The organism is Desulfobacter vibrioformis DSM 8776 (assembly GCF_000745975.1).
Taxonomy (GTDB): Bacteria; Desulfobacterota; Desulfobacteria; order Desulfobacterales; family Desulfobacteraceae; genus Desulfobacter; species Desulfobacter vibrioformis.
Genome location: NZ_JQKJ01000011.1, coordinates 103,513 through 121,188, shown reverse-complemented (window position 1 = coordinate 121,188; position 17,676 = coordinate 103,513). Strand labels below are relative to the sequence as shown.

Here is a 17,676-nt window from a genome sequence, read left to right as displayed (position 1 = left end):
TCAGTGAAACTTAATGCTGTCTTGATCTTTTGAAGAAATGTCAAATCTGGGCCCGCTGTAATTGGCGGAAATCGTCAGCCGGGGTCTTCGGGACTTTGGGAGCGTATTTATTCCCCAATCGGCGAAATTAACCGAGCGTTTTCCCGCTTGCTGTGTGTTCCCGTGGTCAGCACTGGGTTGCTTTATTGCCCCCCTGGATGTTCGTGGCAATCCGGCCACGCCACCGGCAAAAAGAATGTAAGCGGGATTGACCATGGCATTGAGGGTACAATCCACTATAAACAACAGCGGAATCAAGGCGAGCACCGCGCCCGGAGCCACCTCAGGGTCTTTCCACCGCCGGGGAGGGAAAAGGATTAAAAATCTTACCGTGGGCAGTAAAATAAGGGCAAAGACCGATGAAAGCCCAAGAATGCCCCACCGGCCCAAAGTGATGATCCAAAATCCGTCGGTGGTGCTCAGATCCTCCCCGGTCTCTTCGTCAAAAACCCGGGAACGTCCCCATCCGCCCCAGCCGAAAATGGGCCGCTCCATGGCCTTATCTATGAGAATCAGTTCGTTGTCAAGCCGGAATTTCAAGGACAAAGACCGGTCCTCACTGAATTTTTCAGCCACAAAATCGACCAGGTTCTGGCCGTCCCAGGTTCCCGAGGTCCGGGTGGTTACATAAAGAAGCGGGACCAAAAAAAGACAGACGATCAAAATCCGGGTTCTTAAAATCACCGCACTGAAGAGCAGGAACCCACCCATCACCATCAGCCCGATGGCGGCGGAAGATTTACAGGCCACAGCAGATCCGGCAAGCATCAGCGCCCAGCCCCACATCGGTCCACCTGCCCGCCACATTTTTTGGGGAAACACCTTGGTCCAGGTACACCAGATTCCCACCAGGGCCGACATGCACATGAACGTGCCCAGCAGAATGCCGTGCTGCATAAAGACCATGGGGCGGTATCCGCCCCCCCGGATCACCTGGGAAAAATCGTGCTGCATGTAACCGTAAACAATGCGGTGGGCCTGGGGGCTCATGACCAGTTCAAAGGCTACAAAGGGGATATAGACAAGTCCTGACAGAAAAAAAAGCCCGCACAGCCAAGACTGGGCCTTGGAACTGGAAAAATAGAGGCGTCCGGCCATAAAAGGGGCTCCCCAGATGCTAAAGGCGTTGAATGCCTCCTGAATCCCGTCTTTGGCCCCCAGGCCATTGGTAACAGAGGCCAGAAATCCTGATAAAAGCCATAGAAAAAGCGGGAGATCCATGATGCTCCAGGGGTATTGAGCAAGGCGTTCCCCATCCATGGCAACCATGCCCATGATGAGACCGATACCGGTGGCCGTCACTTTATCGTATAGAATGATGGGGACGGCCAGCTTATCCATGGGCAGAAACAAAAGAGAGCCCAGCAGTGCGATTGCTGCGGCTTTGTAGGGGGGTAGTTTTGAAAACAGATAAAGCACCATGGGGATAGTGAATGTCAGTGCCAGAAGACAGAGGATATTGCCTTTCATGATAAAACCTTTACCAATGATAAATGCGTTTTAATACATACTCCAAAAAAGAATGATTAAACCGCCGTTCAAACATGCCCAGGGTTCCTGTGCCGCCCCAGTTGAGCACCGGGATAATCGCCGGGATCTCCTGCCGGATAAAAAGTTCCGCTACCCGGCGCAATTCACGGTACAAGGTTCGATTGCCCTGGATGACCAGCACCAGGACATCGGCAAAGATGGAGAGATATTCTGTAAGCTCATTTTGCATAACCGGACTGGAGTCCACGATAATCAGATCGTAAGCATTGTTCACTGTCTTCAGAATTTTTTCAAAAGTTTGGGGATTGTCATGTACTTCCATGGTTTGGGAGGCAAACAGCGCATGAATGCCCCGAAGTCCATCATGAAAGATTATCTTGTCCAGTTCCGCCAACCACTTTTCTGGGTTGATACTGCTTTCAATCAATTGTGTTGCCCTAGCAATGGTCGGAGAATCTTTTGGGGCATTCAGCCGGGACTTCAAGGCCGTTTTTTTGGGGCTGACCCCTTCAATAATCAACACCCGGGGCAGCAACTCCCCTAAAAGCTGGGCCACATTCAGGAGAACATCTGTTGTGCCGTTTCCTTCATTGACTCCGCTGAAAAGAAATATTCGGGACCCGTTGGCCCGGTGGTCTTTAAAAATGCGGATCGCAAGGCTCCTGAGTGCCTTGGACGAGACGGATTCGGTATCTGTCAAGGTCAGCTCATGAAAAGGCGACTCCTCTTTACATTCAACCTTGGAAATAGGCCAGGTGGAGGGTGATCCAAGAGCGTGGGTAATATTTTGGGGACTGGTGATACGATTATCCAGATACTCCAGAAGAAAACAAAAGGTGAATACCATGCCGTAAGGCAGGACAATGCAAACCATGAAAAGCTTTTTTGCGTTATTCCCTGCCGGGGATGATGGCGGGTAGGCAGGCGTAGCGATGGAGATGCGGCTTGGTGCATTGGATTGAACCACCAGTTCGTTGATACGCGACTCATATTTGAATAAAAGCCCCCGCATATGGGTAAGTTCGGCCTGGAGCTGCTCACCGGTAATCATCCGCTCTGAATTGAGGGCGGCTTCCTGTTTAGCGGCAGCCAGGCTTTGGGAAAGCTTTTTTCCTGCCGACTTCAAGGAATCATACCGGCTCTGTTCTTCAATCATGCGAAGATTCAGCGTATAGTTGCGTTTGCCGTAGACGGTCTGTTCAGCTATTTTTCGTACCTCGTCGGTCATTTTTTTTTCATATTCCCGCATGGCCTCCATACGCTTTTCAATATAAAGGCGGTCGGAATTTCCTTCACTGAGACCGTCGAGTTTTGTACGCATCTCCTGAAGCTGCTGATAGGTCCAGGACTGGGTGGAGTCAAGCCCCCAGTCTCCGGCCACCACCTCTTCCACCTGGGAATCCATAGGAAGCGTCTCGATCTCTTTTTTTTCCTGAATACGCTGGCGGTAACTGCTCTCCACATCAATAAGCTGGAGCGCCATTCTGACATTGGCACTCTGGAGCTGTTCCACCTTTTTGTAAAATACATTGTACGCTTCACTGAATTCACTGGTAAAGGTCTGCCGGGAAACCTCGCGCAGCAAATTAATTTTATTGTCAATTTCGCTGAGCAATGTATCCCGTTCCGACCGCAGAAAGGCCAGTCGATTATCGTTCTGTTTTTTTTGGGTGTTGTCTGCCTCTTCTTTGTAGATGGTCATGATGTGATTGACAATTGAGGCCAGTCCTAACATGTTGTTTCCCTGGAGACCCAGCTCAATGAGATGGGTGCTGCTGATGGGTTTGATGTAGAGGCGGGTATCGAGAAGTATTGCCGCCGTATCGGTTGACGCATTGGGAAAGAATAGGATATCTCGCTCTTCGGGTGTAAGTCGTTCGATGGCGGCTTTCAGGGTTTCTCGATTCCTGAGCCGGGCAGCCTGGGTACGGGAATAGTCCGTGTATTGCTGCAAAATGGAGTTCTCCTGGTCCTTTCCGATAATGGTCTGGATCACCGGATCAATTTGAATGAAGGCAGATACTTTATAAAAAGGCTTGATGGCCAGTAATACAAAGGGCACCATCAGGGTAAAAAGAAAGTTCCCCATAACAATGATAAAAACCGTGTACCGCTTGATAAAGCGGATGATATCCACGGGTTTGTTCTTTTTGGTCCCCGGCAGCAGGGTGGTATTTGCGGTGTGTTCAGTTTCCATTTTTTACGTCCACCCCAAAGATATCCAACACCTCATTGCCAATTTTGATGAACTCAAGAGAAGGAACAATTTTTTCCAGCACATAGTTGAAACGGCTGATGGATTTTTCAGTAACATAGAGAACATCGTCATCCTCCATGATATAGTTGCGGCTGAAATCAGCGTTGGTGAGCAGATGCTTTAAGTTGATTTCACGCACCGAGCCCTTTTTGCCTTCACCCTTCCGGATCAGATAGATGGTGGTGGTTTCAGCATCATCTGTGGGCCCGCCAGCCAGCATGAGGCTGTCCATGATGGTCAGTCTACCGGTCATGTTATAGGCGCCGGGGGCTCGCACTTCTCCCATGACGTAAACCAGTTCGGACTGGCTTTCGGGGATGAAAATAACGTCGTTGTTTAAAATTTTTGCGTTGAGTGCCATATTGCCGTTTTGCAATAAATCGTTCAGGTCGATCCAGATGATGGTGTCCTTTCCCCGGATGATGGCGCACCTTGTCAGATAGGTGTCTTCGGCTTCAGTAGAGTAGCCGCCGGCAATGGAGAGCGCCTCTAAAAGCGTGCCTTCTCCCGGAAAATTAACGACACCGGGATTTTCCACCCTTCCTAGGACAAAGGCTTTGTTATTTTTGTAAGAGAGGATGGAAAAGGAGATCTCCGGATTACTATAGAATTGTTTCAATTTCTCCAAAATTTCATCAGCCACGCTTTTGCGGGTGCGGCCAGCCGTTTGAATGAACCCGATGCGGGGTACCGTAATAATGCCGTCCGGGCCCACGATCATTTCCGGGGCTGAGACCTCAGGCCGGCCCCACACCTTAAGGCTTAGCGAATCCCCCGGCCCGATCAAATACTCCCGGCCGGACTCGGTTGCCTGTGTAAATTGGCGAACCTGTTCCGGTGAGGCATACCGGGTGCTTGTCTTGACCTTGTCTGTTTCAAAACGCTCTTGGGTCTCAAGTTCCGTTTCGTTAGTGGTTACCGGTCCGGGTCTGATGTCGCTGCATGCCGGAAAACACAAAAAGAGAAACATCAAGATCCGGCTGATCATCATAGGATTCACTGTGCAGTGGGGTATTTGGGTTTGCATTTTATTTTTTTTGCCTTGGAGCCATTTTCTCGGATTCTCTTTGGGTACGTTCCCACGTTGTTTTTGACCGTCTGTTTTTTATGAGGCTGAAATAGAGCGGTATTTTCCATATAATAAAAAAAGGGGCGAAACAAAGAGATCTCCATACATAAAAAGGGGCCTTTCGCAATATCAACCCTGAGAAGATATAAAAAACTGTCATGCATAAAAAAATAATCCATAGCTGGGGGTACAAAACCCAGATGGCCAGTGTGGATAAGGATGTGATCACGGCACATATAAACATGGCCGTCTGGGCCATAACAAGCAATGATAACGGAGGGATTAATAGCTCCATGATACCATCAAAGTAACAGCTCTTTCTCTCTTTTATAAAAGCCTTGATTAAGGGGGGTAGATATTTTTTAAATAACATCACCCGTCCGCCTTCCCACCGTTTTCTCTGGGTGCCGGCCTGGCGGGCACCGGAAGCCATCTCTGCATACACGATCGCATCGGGGTTGTAATGGACAAGCACGCCGTCCATGAGCAGCTGTAGTGAATATTCAATATCTTCAACCACGGAGTATGCCGGCCAGCCATAGGCGTCAACGATTTTGGTTTTAAATGCCATGCCGTTTCCCTTAAGCCCTGCCGTACCGCCCATCTGATTTCTGCCGGCAGGCCTGATGTGGTGAAAGACGGATAACGCCGCAGAGGCAAGGGCCGTGCGCCAGTTTGCCTGGGGGTTTGATACGCCGTAAAATCCTTGGACCACATCAACGCCGCTGGAAGAAAAGCTTTGGCAAATCTCATTTAAAAAGTTGGGATGCGGTATCGTGTCGGCATCAATAATCACGACGGCATCACATTCAAGATAGATGGATTTATGGGATTTAAAAAACCAATCCAGTGCCTGGCCCTTGCCTTTGGCAGACAGGTCAGAACGCTCAACAACCTGGGCACCGGCTTCCCTTGCAAGTTGTGCCGTATCATCCTGGCAGTTGTCGGCAATGACAATGATATTATAATTTGATTTTGGATAATTAAGCGTTTGTTTAATGTTGCGGACGGTTTGTACGATCTCAAAGGATTCGTTGTGCGCGGGAATTAATATACCGATGTTTAAACAGGTTAATTGATCAGGCGCCATATTGGCGTCAAACTGCCGGGGAGGACCTGATTTTTTTTTAAATATAAATGCCGCAATGGTTAAAATAAAAAGATAGCATGTTGTTATGCCGATATATAGAGATATAAAAACGCAACTCACATTGAATAGTGCGGCAATCATATTTTGATTTCTCCCAAGGCTGATTCAGGGCCATAAAACCATATAATTTAACAGACAGCCTTAATCAGCGTGCCGTCTTGAATCTGCCGACTGACCAGGGCAGATATCGTTGAAGTAAAGATGAAACCGGCAGCAGCATGATGATGCTGACCACCGTATAAATAAAAGAGAATACAATTGAATCGTGCTTTACCGATGCCGGGATTTTGAAAATATAGACCTGGACAGCTGTCAGCAGCGGAAACACAAGCAAATGAAAAACAAAAATCGTAAGGGTATTCTCTCCTGTTTTTAACATCAGCGTTTCAATGAAGCGGCATGGGCGGGCCAGTTTTTTTGCAAAGGCTTTCCCCAAGCGCACTCGGAACGTTTGGCCGGTGTTGATGTCCAATTTCATATTAAACAGGGTGCTGAGGTATTCAGCAACCGCTTTCCAGAATAAAATTCCTGAAAATGCGGCACTGTAAAAATAAAAGAAATTGCCGTAAACGCCTGCCACCAATGCAACTTTGCTGTTGATGAGCGAAAAAAAGAGATAACAGATACCAAAACCCAAATTAACAATAAAATTCAACCTGTTTTTGAGCAGGTACGGCGATAAAAGATACCCCGCACCGTAAAACACGACTGCTGTCAGGGCAATATCAATGTTCCACGGCAATCTGAATCGGTCCGGCAAGGGCGGATTTAACCAGACATCTATGTATCCGATTGCAGACAGCAGGATCAGGGCTGCTAAAATACGTGTTTTTGATTCAAGTCTGATGATAAAAAAGAAAAATATTTCCGTGGCAAACAGGCATAAAAAGAACCACAACACCGTGTTGTGGGCCAAAAGATGATGAATGCCGTTGCCGTAAATAATGCCGATCAAGGGCGTTATCGGGGACAGATTCAGTTTGGCCTGGGACCCGAAATGGCGAAACAGGACAAACCATGACACATAGCTGATGATTGAAAAAAAAAGGTACGGTACCAAAAGCTTATACGCTTTATTTTTTATGAACGCCCGGAAAGATATCTGCTTGATTTTATCCTTGCACATAAGTCCTGATAACCAGAAAAACAGGGGCATATGAAAGGAAAATATTATTTTTTCAAACGGTTCGGGCAGACCCGGTGTATGGCCAAGAACCACGAAAAATATGCCGATTGCCCTTAAATTGTCAAGCCATTGAATACGCATGTAAACCCTATAAAAAGTTTTTGAAAAAACCGGCCATCATCCGGCAGTTGGCGGAGAGGTTGTAATACTCAATAACCTTGGTACGGCCTTGTTTGCCAAGCTCTATCCTCAATTCTTTGTCCGCGATAAGGATTTCAAGTGCATGGGCAAGCCCTTTAACATCCGAGGGTTGTAACAACATCCCGGTTTTTGAATTTTCAATGAGTTCAGGTATGCCTGTAATATTTGTTGAGACACAGGGAACCTGCTTGGCCATGGACTCCATAAGCACCACAGGCACCCCTTCTGCAAAACTGACCAGGGCGAAGATATCAGCCCTGTTATAATATTGAACCACCTGGTCTTGCCCTATGGCGCCTGTGAACGTAACCTGATTGTTAATACCCAGCTGTTGAGCCAGATGTTCCAGCGATGGGCGATCTTCTCCATCGCCCACAAAAACAAGGGAAAATTGAATGCCGCGTTTTTTTAACAGACCGCAGGCCGATAAAAGAATGTGCTGGCCTTTGGCCGGCACAAGGCGCCCGACACATAAAATTTCAGGAATTTCGTTGTCAGGTTCGGGCCTGGGTGAAAATGTGTCCGGATCAATGCCGCACCTTACAATATCAAGCTTTTCCCACATGCTGTAGGGTATGATTCGCATCAACTGGCTTCTGCAGTAAAGACTTATGCATCTGATCCGTTTAGCGCGTTTTACCTTTTGGACAAGCAGTGCCGTATCGACATTGTAGAATATATCCGGTCCATGCACACTCACACTAAAGGATATCGTGCCGAAACAGGAGGCAACCATTGCCACCGTTGCCGCCGGATTGGCAAAATGGACATGTACATGATTTAAACCGGTTTTATGCATCCAGGACAACAAAATTCCCGCTTCAATAAAATATCCGATCCCTTTGAGAACGGAGTGGGGCGCTTTAACGGTAAATGAAGCCGACTTGGCCAGCATGGCCAGATAGCTTTTGAAACTCTTTTTTATCAAAGACCTGTGGCTGGCTATTATGTGTGGAATGGACGAACTTTTTATGTAAATCGTGTTTTGGGAATCTTTTTTCTCTTCGGATGTCATTTTATCTATGTGGGCAGGTTTCCGGATAGACGCGGTAAACACAGAAATTCCCTGTTCTCTCAGCGTCTTTATCTCCCTGAATATGAATGTGTGGGAAATACCGGGGTATTCGCTGGAAAGATAGCCAAGTTTTAATCCGTTTGCCTGTGATGTATGCGCTAACGTTTTTGAATCTGCCATGATGGTTTTCCCTGTGGATGTAATATCGCCGTAATCATATTTTTTTAGATACGCCCGTTCCCAACCTGGCCCGTTTATTTTTTAACGGTTTGTTAAATATAAGGCCTGCAAAAAAACGCAGCATTCCGAAATATTCAGGAATGACAACAAGAGAGCAATGGGTTGCATAAATTTCAGCCTTGGCGCGATCTAATTTTTTATCTGCCATGAACCATGAGATTCTGAAAAAAAGCGGATAAAACAAAAGTAAGAGCGCCAAGGTCTCCATGAGGATCATTAACCCGGCCATACCTTTTGACTGAACAGCCCATGGCAGAAGCAGGATAGAGAGCAGGGTAAAAAAAACAAATCCTCCCCCGCGAATTTTAATGCGTATGCACTCATAGAGCCAGAAATTGTTAAAGGATATTTCAGCCGTGCCATCCGTGTCGTTTAATCCGGTCTGCATCAGCGGCCTGCCTGAAATTTTTTGTGCCCGCTGTATTAACTTTTTTCCAATGCCTTTTGCCGCAAACCGTTTCAGCCTCATCACAAGCAGTCTTAATACGACTGCTGCATACCCATAACCTGTTCGATATGCGCGTTTCCAATATTGTCTTACCTTCATCATGGCAAGGTCGTGGCTGCACATGGGCTCATCAAGGTGGAGGATATCCCAGCCCAGGAATTTAACTCTCTGGCTCAACTCGGGATCTTCTCCTGCAACAAGCACTTCGTCATACCCACCGGTCTTTTCTAAAATAGCGCGGCGGAGCATGACGATGCCGCCAAAGCTGTCACATTTGCCCGGCGGTGCATTCCATTCCAATTCGCCGATCCAGTTGAAAATGGAGGCTTGGGGGTATCGCTCGTTAAGATTGCCTCTTACCGCACCGATGTTGCCTTTCATTGCGTTGGCAGCTTTTTCTATCCAGCCGGGATCAACGACAATGTCGGAGTCAAAAAAATGGACAAGGGGGGATACGCCTTTTTTCCAGCCTGCATTTCTTCCTAACCCCGGGGTTGGATATTCAGGATTTAACTGAATCACAATCACTTGACCAAAGGCGGATGCAACGGCAACGCTGTTGTCCGTGGAGCCGCCGTCCACATAGTAAATATGCAGCCGGCCCTGGGTATATTCACTGTTAATGATGCTTTGAATACAATCGCCGAGGGTTTTTTCGGAATTTACACCAATGATGACGCAATCAATGTCCATTGTGTTCCCCTTACTATTAAGAAATTTTAGACTGGCAGCCTGGACATGTATGGATGGCGAAAGGCTCCTGATGATTGTCGCTGAGTTGGTTCATGGCATAACCCTCGGTAAAAATTTTGCTTTGATCTTCCCCAATGGCGAGATGATTTTTTGCCACTCATCATCGGTGAAGATCCATAATTTTAAAAAGACAGCCGTCATCAAAAGGTAAAAAAGCCCTGCAATCATCACTTCAAGGAGGGTGAACCACCTGGAAAGGGGCGGCATCAACCCAAGCAGTGCGGCAATCAATACGGCCGCTGAAACAGGCGCCAGGCAGGGACGTATGTTTTTTTTGACATACAAGGAAAAGGAGACTTGAAAAAAAACGTTTCCCCGCCAAACGAAAAAAACAGAAGGGATGATCAGGCTTAAAGCAGTACCCCATACGGCTCCCATGAGCCCGCCGTAAGCGGCAAATCCCGGAATCCACACCAGGGCCAGAGCCAGTTGGATCAAGGTGTATTCCAGCTCCCTGCCGGTACGGTCAACCCCTTTTAAGATGGCTGTGCCAATGCCGGTCGTTAAATGAATCACGGTTGCCGCTGCAATAATAATGGTAATGGTGTAAGCTTTTGTCCCCTCCGGACCCACCCAGGCAAAAAGCAGTTGGGGGGCTGCTGCAATCAAGTAGCCGTAAATAATCCCGTTGATGAGGTTGATCTGACCAGACCCGGAAAGATAGAGATCACGAATGGTATCTGAACACAGCGTCTCCCCATGCCGGACAAAGCGGTAAGCCCACTTGACAAGGGAAATCCCCGGATAGACGGAAAACAGCACAGCACCGGCCAGCAACCATCCCCAGGGGGTTGAAAAAAACTTTCCTTGTTGAAACGCGTCCTGTAAAACGCTGCCCCCCCAGGGCACCATCCCCCATGCCGCGATGATCAGGCCGATGGTAAACAGGGCACTGTATTTTCGCATCTTTTCCATCGTGGTGGGCCACTTTCCCTTTTCAAAATAATGGTCCTGGGAAGAGGCTGCCGGCAGATATGGGGCAAAGGCCGCACCGCTGATGCGCCGGGCCGTGAAGGGCAGTTTTCGGCCGATCTCAATCAATGCTGTCGCTTCCAGCCCGATCATAGCGGTAATCACCAGGCGGTCAAAGGTGCCGAGGAACAGTCCTAAAATGCCAAGGCCCTGGACCTTCCCACCGTACACAAAGAGGGCATTAAAGGCTTGTCTGTTCAGCATCGGTCTAAGAGACAAAGAAGGAATATGGCGAAACGCAAAGATGAGATGAAGGCCCATCTCAAAGATGGTTTTGATGATATAGGCGAAGACCACGCCATGTATCCCGTATCCCATCATGAAAAAAATAAAAATAAGAACGATCTCTGATAACGTGGCAAAAAGCCAGTTCAGGCGGGTTAAGGTGATCTTCTGCAGGCCTTCCAAAGAGGCCTTAAAGGCGCCCAGCCAAATTTCCAATAGAAAGGCGGCGGCAGTGCCCCGGATCATGAAACCTGCCAGGGCATGCATCTGTTTTTCCACATGAAAGAGTCCCAAGATAAGCGGAACGCCTAAGCTGATGGTAAAATAAATCAACAAAGAGGCAATCCCCATGACGGTAAGGCCGGTGGAAATGAGGATGTTAATGGCGTTTCGGTCCCCAAGGGACCAATATTTTGCCACATATTTGATATACGCATTTTGAATCCCAAAAGCACTCATACCGGCATAGGAAAGAATGACAAAACAGATGGTCCAAAGGCCGTAATGGGCCATGGGGACAAAATGAAGGATCAAAGGCACAAGCAGCAGCCTGCTGACCAGGTGTACGAATGTAGTCAGCATCCCCACCGCCATCCCCGTTGTGATGCTGTCGCCTGACGGGGATACGGGACGTTGATCAGACACCTTTATCCTTTGATTTTCCATGGTTCAGGCTCGTTTTTTAGGCATCAGGCATTTCAACAGAATTCCGACATCGCCCCACATCGTGCGACTTCCGGCATAATAGGCTTCGGAAACCAGTTGTTCGTCCCAGGACGGGTTTGGCTGGCCTTCAGCTTCCCATAAATGAAACAACCCTACCGGCGCTTTTGCCCGCAGGGTTTGCCACTCCTCGTCCAAAAGGTCTAATTGCTCACTGCTCAACGGCGCATTTCCCACCATGCTCATCTCCCCTTTGATCACATTGAACAAGCCGGGCAGTTTACGGATCCACCAGTGACGGCTTTGAAACGTATAATGAACAAACGGCCTGGGTTGCACCGCGCCTTGAAGATTGCTGACTTCATATTTGCCGTAGCGAATTTCAGTCTGAAAAAACGCTTTGCCCGGAAAGACCAGATGGTAGAGAAAGCATACGCCCCATAACGGGAATGCACAAAGCGTGAAAAATAACCCCGTGGCCAGGTTAAAGGCCCGATCCAATTGATTGGCCAGAAACGGTTTGTCCATGTCGCCCAGGATGATGTCATCTTCCACATACACTTCGACACCCCGTTTTACGTTGAACATTGATTTTTTCCAGATGACCGAGTTTTGGACCTCGGTATGAGAGCCGACATAGGTATTGGGAAAAATTACACTGTTCTCTACCACAGCGCCCCGGTCGACCACCACCTTTTCACCGATGACCGCGTCCGGGCCGATGACCGCATCCCGGCTGAGGCCGCAACTGTTCCCAAGGCTTGCCGGGCCAACGAGTTTGCACTGCGGATGAATCCGTGCCCCTATCCCGGCCCGTATCCCGGTTCTCACCTCTTCGCCGGGTAAAATCAATCCGTTAAACGCTCCCCTGAGGGCTAATTGGTTTGCCGCCAGGTAATCGCCTGGGGATTCAATTGTTTTCATGGTGAAGTCGGTATGATAGACTACGCTGCTTCGTCCATGTTCACGGAATTGACGGGCAAGACCGGTCATATCCATGATAGATGGTTCGGCCATGGCCAGCATTGCCCCATCAACAGAAAGCACCGCCGTTCCCAAGAGTGCACCGCTGCCGGGCATTTCATCGGTAAGGGCAACCACCTTATCTTTTTGTGCTTTGGATCGAACCATGGACAAGGTTAAATCGGTCTGGCTTTGCGCATGGATCTGAGCCAGCGCTGAAAGCGAAAGATCGGTTATGGTATTGGCGGGCAGAATCATTACATCATCTTGAATCTGCGACCATGCGCGCTTTAATACCTTGGACAGATTCCCCGCCTGCTTTAGCAGGCAATACGAAATATCCAGGCCCCACCGTTCTCCCCGGCCAAAATAGGATTCGGTTTCATAGGGCATATGATGCACCGCCATGACAGCCTGACGCACATCACTGCGCGCCAACAGTTCCAGTAGGTGCGCCACCATTGGTTTGTTGGCAATGGGCAGCAGGGCTTCGGGCATCCACTGGGTCATGGGGGCCAGGCGATCAGGCGATCCGGCCGGAAAAATCAATGCTTTCATAGGGACTGCTCCAATCGTTTTTCAGCAGACGGCAGATCGGGTGTGAGCGCAAACAGCTTTGTCAGCCGGGTGATGCGAAGCATCTGTTTGACAGGGTCCTTGGGGTTGCAAAGGATCAATTGCTTTTCCGCCTGGGCCAGGGGCTTTTGAAGCTTGATGAACAAAGCCAGCCCGGAACTGTCCACAAAGTCCAGTTCTTCCAGATCAAGGATAGCATGGCTTTGGCTTATGTCGTTCAGCATTGCCTCCAGATCCAGGGCGGACATCTGGGCCGCATCCAATCGGCCGTATAATTTTAATATGTTAAAGCCGGGTTCGATCTGAACGGCATAGGAAAAGGGTAAACGTGTGCCGGCATCTTTCATGGATGCGGTGATCTCTTCAAAATCAGAAAAAATATGATCTTTAAAAAGGTCCCACATTCGGTTCAATTTGAAAAATCTTTCAAGGACAGGGCCGATGTTGAGAAAAAAAATTGTCCGGGTGTTTTGGGATGTCTGGCGCCACAGTCGCACAAGAAGTCCCAGCCCAGAAGAATCAATGAACGTCGTATCATTGAAATCAAGCACCAGTTGTGCATTGGCGGATTGTGCCTCCAGCGTTCCTCCACCATTGCCGTGCAAAAAAGAGACATCAAAACGCCTGGGCATCCGGATGATCCTGAAGCAACAACAACTGGTTTCCTGAACAGGTTCGGCCTGAACAGGTTCGGTATGACCGGAAAGGGAATCCGGATCGCCGGCTTCACCGGACCCCGCCACCATACGCCGGTAGCGGTGATACATAATGGCAGGCAGCACCATGAGCCCAAATTTAAAAAATCCGACAAAATACCTTTTCCAAAGCCGTTTTGGATCCTGGGTGATACGGAACAGCCATTCAAAACCGGTTTTTTGGATCCATGGCGGAGCCCGCCGCACCGTCCCCACGATAAATTCGAACGTACCGCCGACACCGATGGATACCGGTACTTGCAACCGATTGCGATTGCGGTGGAACCAGACTTCCTGCTTGGGATTGCCGAAGGCAATCAACAGGATGTCCGGCTTTGCCTGATTAATGCGGGCAATGACAGGCAGGTCGTCTTCGGCAGCCCATTCCAGGGATTCGTTTTCCACATGGACAAATGGCGAATCAATGCCGGCGATTTGCAATTGGGGATATCGCTTTGTAAGTGCCTCCGCCGCTGATTGGCCTACCCCTTCTCTGCCTCCGAGAAAGTAGATTGATTTGCCCTGGCTGGCGGCGTGTTCGGCCAGGCGTGGCACCAAATCCGCCCCGGTGACTCGTTCGCCCAGGGGATTTCCCAATAGCCTGCTGATCCAGACAATGGGCATGCCGTCGGCCGTTACCAGATCGGCACGCCGCAAAATGTCGATCAATTCCGGGTGCCGGATCCGGTCCAGGCGCCAGGTCAGGGTGTTGACCACAAAATCGACGTTAACCGTTGCCACCTGGCGGGCCACGCTGTCTGATTTAAAAGATTCGATCATGGAGAAAATACGATCCACTGTGGCGTCCATGTCCAGGTTGTCTATCGGAATGCCAAGGATAATGATGGTTTCGCGGTTCATCAATAAGCTCCTTTTCCGAACAGCACCGCCGGAATCGTTTTAAACAGCAATTTTATATCGCCCCAGAAGGATTGGTTCTCAATGTACCGGACATCCAGCTTCACCTGTCCTTCGAAATTGATATCGCTTCGCCCGCTCACCTGCCAAATGCAGGTAATACCGGGAATGGCATCAAGCCTTCTGCGGTCCGAGTATTCGTACTCGGCCACTTCCCGGGGAACCGGCGGCCGGGGACCCACCAGGGACATATCCCCTTTGAAGACGTTCCATAGCTGCGGCAGTTCATCAATGGATAGCTTGCGGATAATGCGGCCCACCCGGGTGACCCTGGGATCGTGTTTCATTTTAAAAATAACGCCGCCGGATTCGTCCTGATCCAGCAGCTCGTCTTTCATCTTATCCGCTCCGACGACCATGGACCTGAATTTGGCCATGGTGAAGGTTCTGCCCCATTTGCCGACCCGAACCTGGTTGTAAAAAATCGGCCCGGGATTCTCGACGAAGATGGCCAGTGCTGTAACCAAAAACAGGGGCGCCAGGGCAATCATCAGGATGGCCGATACCAGGATATCGAAAAGCCGCTTGATAAAATAGGTCGATTCAACCACCACGATCCAGCTGTACTTCTTGAAGAAAAAATAGGACCGGGCGCGCAGACCGGCCATTCGGATACCGCCCCGGGCATATTTACGATAGAGTTCTTGTGAGAAATCGGTGTGGGGCGCCCTATTCTCTTGATTGGGTTCCATCTTTTTGTCTCCTTGATTCAACCCGGTGAGACGTCATCAAACACCCGTCAGAAACTTTCCACGGCTTCCGCTGCATTGCCGAAGATTTCAAAAACCCGGTGCAGCCGGGTCAGTTCGATAATAACGCGCACCGGTTCCTGGAGGGATGCAAGTTTAATATCCCCGTTAAGTTTGTTCACGGATCGCAGTGCGGCCACCAGGCTGCCCAACCCGGAACTGTCCAGAAAGTCGACCGCTTCCAGGTCCACGACCATGTTAATCCGGCCGGCACCGATCAAATCCTGAACTTGGGATTTTAATTGCTTTGCCAACGAGGCATCCAGCCGGCCTTCCAATGCCAGCACATCCACGTCCTGAATCGTTTCTTTGCGTATTTCCATGGTAAATTCTCCTTTTCCACTGAACAAGCTGTTGGTCTATGGGCTTTCAATCCTTTTTTCCATGATCATGCAGTTTTTTCCCTGATCAGATGTGTATGCCACACGATCCATGACTTCGTTGATGATGGCAAGCCCCCGGCCTCCTTCGGGGATGCCCTCGATGTCGTCGGGATTCACTTCCAGGGACGACATCTTTTTTTGTTCCAGTATCTGAGGATCAAGGGGGATCCCCCTGTCGCAGATTTTGATGGTAATTCCGCCAGCATCCAAAGAAAAAACAATCTGTACATCATGCCCCGGCTCATTTGCGTATGCATGCTGGATACTGTTAGTGACGGCCTCTACCGCCGAGACTTCCACCATATAGGCGTCCATTTCGGAAAGCTTGGCAGCCGAGCACAACGTTTTGATCACCATACCCGCCAGGGAAATATTTTCGATCCGGCTTTCAATGGTAATTGCAATGGTTTGATATTCCATGGGTTAAATCCGTTCAGGCGAAAAATCAGCCGCCCCCCTCCCCTATACTGTTTGACAACATTCAATGGCCACCAGGGTAATGTCGTCTTGTGCCTTACGTTCGCCTCCGAAATGATTCAACGATTCCACCATCTGCCGGCAAGTTTGCTCAAGCGCCTCCCCATTGTATTTCATCAGATTGCTGTAAAAACGATCTTCTCCATATGCTTCGCCGGCCTCGTTAAAAAATTCTACAATCCCGTCGGTATACAGGTAAAGCCGGTCGCCTTTGTGCATCGTGATTTCGCCTTCTTCAAAGGGAATAATCCCCCCAAGGCCGACAATGGATCCTCCCATGTCGAGCAGTTCGATTTCCCCCGAGGCACGCACCAGCACGGGCATCGGATGGGCGGCACTGGTATACCGGATGGCCCCGGTCTGCGTATTTAGAATCAGGTAGGCCATGGTGAAATGCTTATCAAAACGCTCCATGGGATATTCATGGTCCAGTTGATCAAGCACTTTTGATGGCGGTACGATGGTGTAATAGGGCGGGGTGTCGGTGATCTGTTTGGTGAGCCCGCCGATTCCCGGCTGCAGCCGCTGGTGGACTGATACGGTAACCATGGCCGACGGTACCCCGTGGCCGCTGACATCAAGGATATAAACCGACAAATGGTTTTCATCCAGATGGTGGAAGTTGAAAATATCGCCGCCGATATGCTCGCAGGGAACAAAACACCAGGCAAAATTAAAATTCCGGGTTTTGGGGGCATCCGATGGAATCAGGCTTTTCTGGATATGGCCCGCCGCTTTAAGGTCTTCTTCGATTTTTTTCTGGTTCTCAGTCAGTTGCCGGTTCGCCGCCACAAGAGACCGGGTCAGTTTGTAAATCTGGAGCTGGGTCTTGACCCGGGCGATCACTTCGCCTTTGTCAAACGGCTTGGTGATATAGTCCACAGCCCCCAGTTCCAGTCCCCGGATCTTGTCTGCCGCTTCGTTCCTGGCAGACAAAAAGATAACCGGAATATCCCGGGTTGTCTCATTATCTTTAAGTTCGTCACAGACCTCATATCCGTTTTTCTTGGGCATCACGATATCCAGAAGAACCAGGTCCGGCAGTGTTTGCATGCAGGTGGCGATGGCTGCTTCCCCGTCTGCCGATTCCACAATCTCGTACCCTTGCTTTTTCAGGATAACCCGCAACAGATTGCGGTTATCCACCATATCATCCACAACGAGTATCGTTTCCGACATCTTGTTTCCATTCATGCTGATCCAATCTTTTTTGACCCTGTTGCTGCGCCTTTTGGGTTATTTGCTACTGCGATAATGAGTGAGAAC

At 49.3% G+C, this 17,676-nt stretch carries 14 protein-coding genes; all 14 read right to left on the bottom strand.

Annotated elements, in window-relative coordinates:
* Window positions 1–1,509, bottom strand: a complete 1,509-nt coding sequence (locus Q366_RS08640; RefSeq protein WP_051957929.1) for a hypothetical protein — start codon at window positions 1,507–1,509, stop codon at window positions 1–3.
* Between the two features lie 10 nt (window positions 1,510–1,519).
* Window positions 1,520–3,727 (bottom strand): GumC family protein, encoded by a 2,208-nt coding sequence (locus tag Q366_RS08635; protein WP_035238084.1) that lies wholly within the window; start codon window positions 3,725–3,727, stop codon window positions 1,520–1,522.
* Complete coding sequence (locus Q366_RS08630) at window positions 3,717–4,814, bottom strand: SLBB domain-containing protein (RefSeq protein WP_051957928.1); 1,098 nt, start codon at window positions 4,812–4,814, stop codon at window positions 3,717–3,719. Before Q366_RS08630 ends, Q366_RS08635 begins: the two co-directional genes overlap by 11 nt.
* Before the next feature lies 1 nt (window position 4,815).
* On the bottom strand, window positions 4,816–6,087 hold the full coding sequence (locus Q366_RS08625) for a glycosyltransferase family 2 protein (RefSeq protein ID WP_035238083.1): 1,272 nt from the start codon (window positions 6,085–6,087) through the stop codon (window positions 4,816–4,818).
* A gap of 64 nt (window positions 6,088–6,151) precedes the next feature.
* Window positions 6,152–7,273: an acyltransferase family protein gene (locus Q366_RS20230; RefSeq protein WP_051957927.1), complete on the bottom strand. Its 1,122-nt coding sequence runs from the start codon at window positions 7,271–7,273 to the stop codon at window positions 6,152–6,154.
* A 7-nt stretch (window positions 7,274–7,280) separates the two neighbouring features.
* The gene (locus Q366_RS08615) at window positions 7,281–8,528 is read right to left on the bottom strand and encodes a glycosyltransferase family 4 protein (RefSeq protein ID WP_035238082.1); all 1,248 of its coding nucleotides are present in this window, start codon (window positions 8,526–8,528) and stop codon (window positions 7,281–7,283) included.
* Between the two features lie 34 nt (window positions 8,529–8,562).
* A complete protein-coding gene (locus Q366_RS08610) occupies window positions 8,563–9,729 on the bottom strand; it encodes a glycosyltransferase family 2 protein (protein ID WP_035238081.1) in 1,167 nt (388 codons plus the stop codon).
* 90 nt (window positions 9,730–9,819) lie between these two features.
* Window positions 9,820–11,631: an oligosaccharide flippase family protein gene (locus Q366_RS08605; protein ID WP_169742946.1), complete on the bottom strand. Its 1,812-nt coding sequence runs from the start codon at window positions 11,629–11,631 to the stop codon at window positions 9,820–9,822.
* A gap of 24 nt (window positions 11,632–11,655) precedes the next feature.
* Window positions 11,656–13,170, bottom strand: coding sequence for a nucleotidyltransferase family protein (locus tag Q366_RS08600; protein ID WP_035238077.1), 1,515 nt, complete (start codon window positions 13,168–13,170; stop codon window positions 11,656–11,658).
* A complete protein-coding gene (locus Q366_RS08595) occupies window positions 13,167–14,744 on the bottom strand; it encodes a WecB/TagA/CpsF family glycosyltransferase (protein WP_051957926.1) in 1,578 nt (525 codons plus the stop codon). Before Q366_RS08595 ends, Q366_RS08600 begins: the two co-directional genes overlap by 4 nt.
* Window positions 14,744–15,493, bottom strand: a complete 750-nt coding sequence (locus Q366_RS08590) for a sugar transferase (protein WP_035238075.1) — start codon at window positions 15,491–15,493, stop codon at window positions 14,744–14,746. The genes Q366_RS08595 and Q366_RS08590 overlap by 1 nt, the downstream gene beginning before the upstream one ends.
* Window positions 15,494–15,540: 47 nt before the next feature.
* Window positions 15,541–15,873 carry an STAS domain-containing protein gene (locus Q366_RS08585; RefSeq protein ID WP_035238073.1) on the bottom strand — a complete coding sequence of 111 codons (333 nt, stop codon included), beginning with the start codon at window positions 15,871–15,873 and terminating at the stop codon, window positions 15,541–15,543.
* 36 nt (window positions 15,874–15,909) lie between these two features.
* On the bottom strand, window positions 15,910–16,353 hold the full coding sequence (locus Q366_RS08580) for an ATP-binding protein (RefSeq protein ID WP_035238070.1): 444 nt from the start codon (window positions 16,351–16,353) through the stop codon (window positions 15,910–15,912).
* A 42-nt stretch (window positions 16,354–16,395) separates the two neighbouring features.
* Window positions 16,396–17,589: a PP2C family protein-serine/threonine phosphatase gene (locus Q366_RS08575; RefSeq protein ID WP_051957925.1), complete on the bottom strand. Its 1,194-nt coding sequence runs from the start codon at window positions 17,587–17,589 to the stop codon at window positions 16,396–16,398.
* Window positions 17,590–17,676: the final 87 nt, after the last annotated feature.

Excerpts from the sequence above, each read along its gene's own strand:
- Q366_RS08640 (WP_051957929.1), bottom strand. The coding sequence starts at position 1,509 with ATGAAAGGCAATATCCTCTGTCTTCTGGCACTGACATTCACTATCCCC.
- Q366_RS08635 (WP_035238084.1), bottom strand. The coding sequence starts at position 3,727 with ATGGAAACTGAACACACCGCAAATACCACCCTGCTGCCGGGGACCAAA.
- Q366_RS08630 (WP_051957928.1), bottom strand. The coding sequence starts at position 4,814 with ATGCAAACCCAAATACCCCACTGCACAGTGAATCCTATGATGATCAGC.
- Q366_RS08625 (WP_035238083.1), bottom strand. The coding sequence starts at position 6,087 with ATGATTGCCGCACTATTCAATGTGAGTTGCGTTTTTATATCTCTATAT.
- Q366_RS20230 (WP_051957927.1), bottom strand. The coding sequence starts at position 7,273 with ATGCGTATTCAATGGCTTGACAATTTAAGGGCAATCGGCATATTTTTC.
- Q366_RS08615 (WP_035238082.1), bottom strand. The coding sequence starts at position 8,528 with ATGGCAGATTCAAAAACGTTAGCGCATACATCACAGGCAAACGGATTA.
- Q366_RS08610 (WP_035238081.1), bottom strand. The coding sequence starts at position 9,729 with ATGGACATTGATTGCGTCATCATTGGTGTAAATTCCGAAAAAACCCTC.
- Q366_RS08600 (WP_035238077.1), bottom strand. The coding sequence starts at position 13,170 with ATGAAAGCATTGATTTTTCCGGCCGGATCGCCTGATCGCCTGGCCCCC.
- Q366_RS08595 (WP_051957926.1), bottom strand. The coding sequence starts at position 14,744 with ATGAACCGCGAAACCATCATTATCCTTGGCATTCCGATAGACAACCTG.
- Q366_RS08590 (WP_035238075.1), bottom strand. The coding sequence starts at position 15,493 with ATGGAACCCAATCAAGAGAATAGGGCGCCCCACACCGATTTCTCACAA.
- Q366_RS08585 (WP_035238073.1), bottom strand. The coding sequence starts at position 15,873 with ATGGAAATACGCAAAGAAACGATTCAGGACGTGGATGTGCTGGCATTG.
- Q366_RS08580 (WP_035238070.1), bottom strand. The coding sequence starts at position 16,353 with ATGGAATATCAAACCATTGCAATTACCATTGAAAGCCGGATCGAAAAT.
- Q366_RS08575 (WP_051957925.1), bottom strand. The coding sequence starts at position 17,589 with ATGTCGGAAACGATACTCGTTGTGGATGATATGGTGGATAACCGCAAT.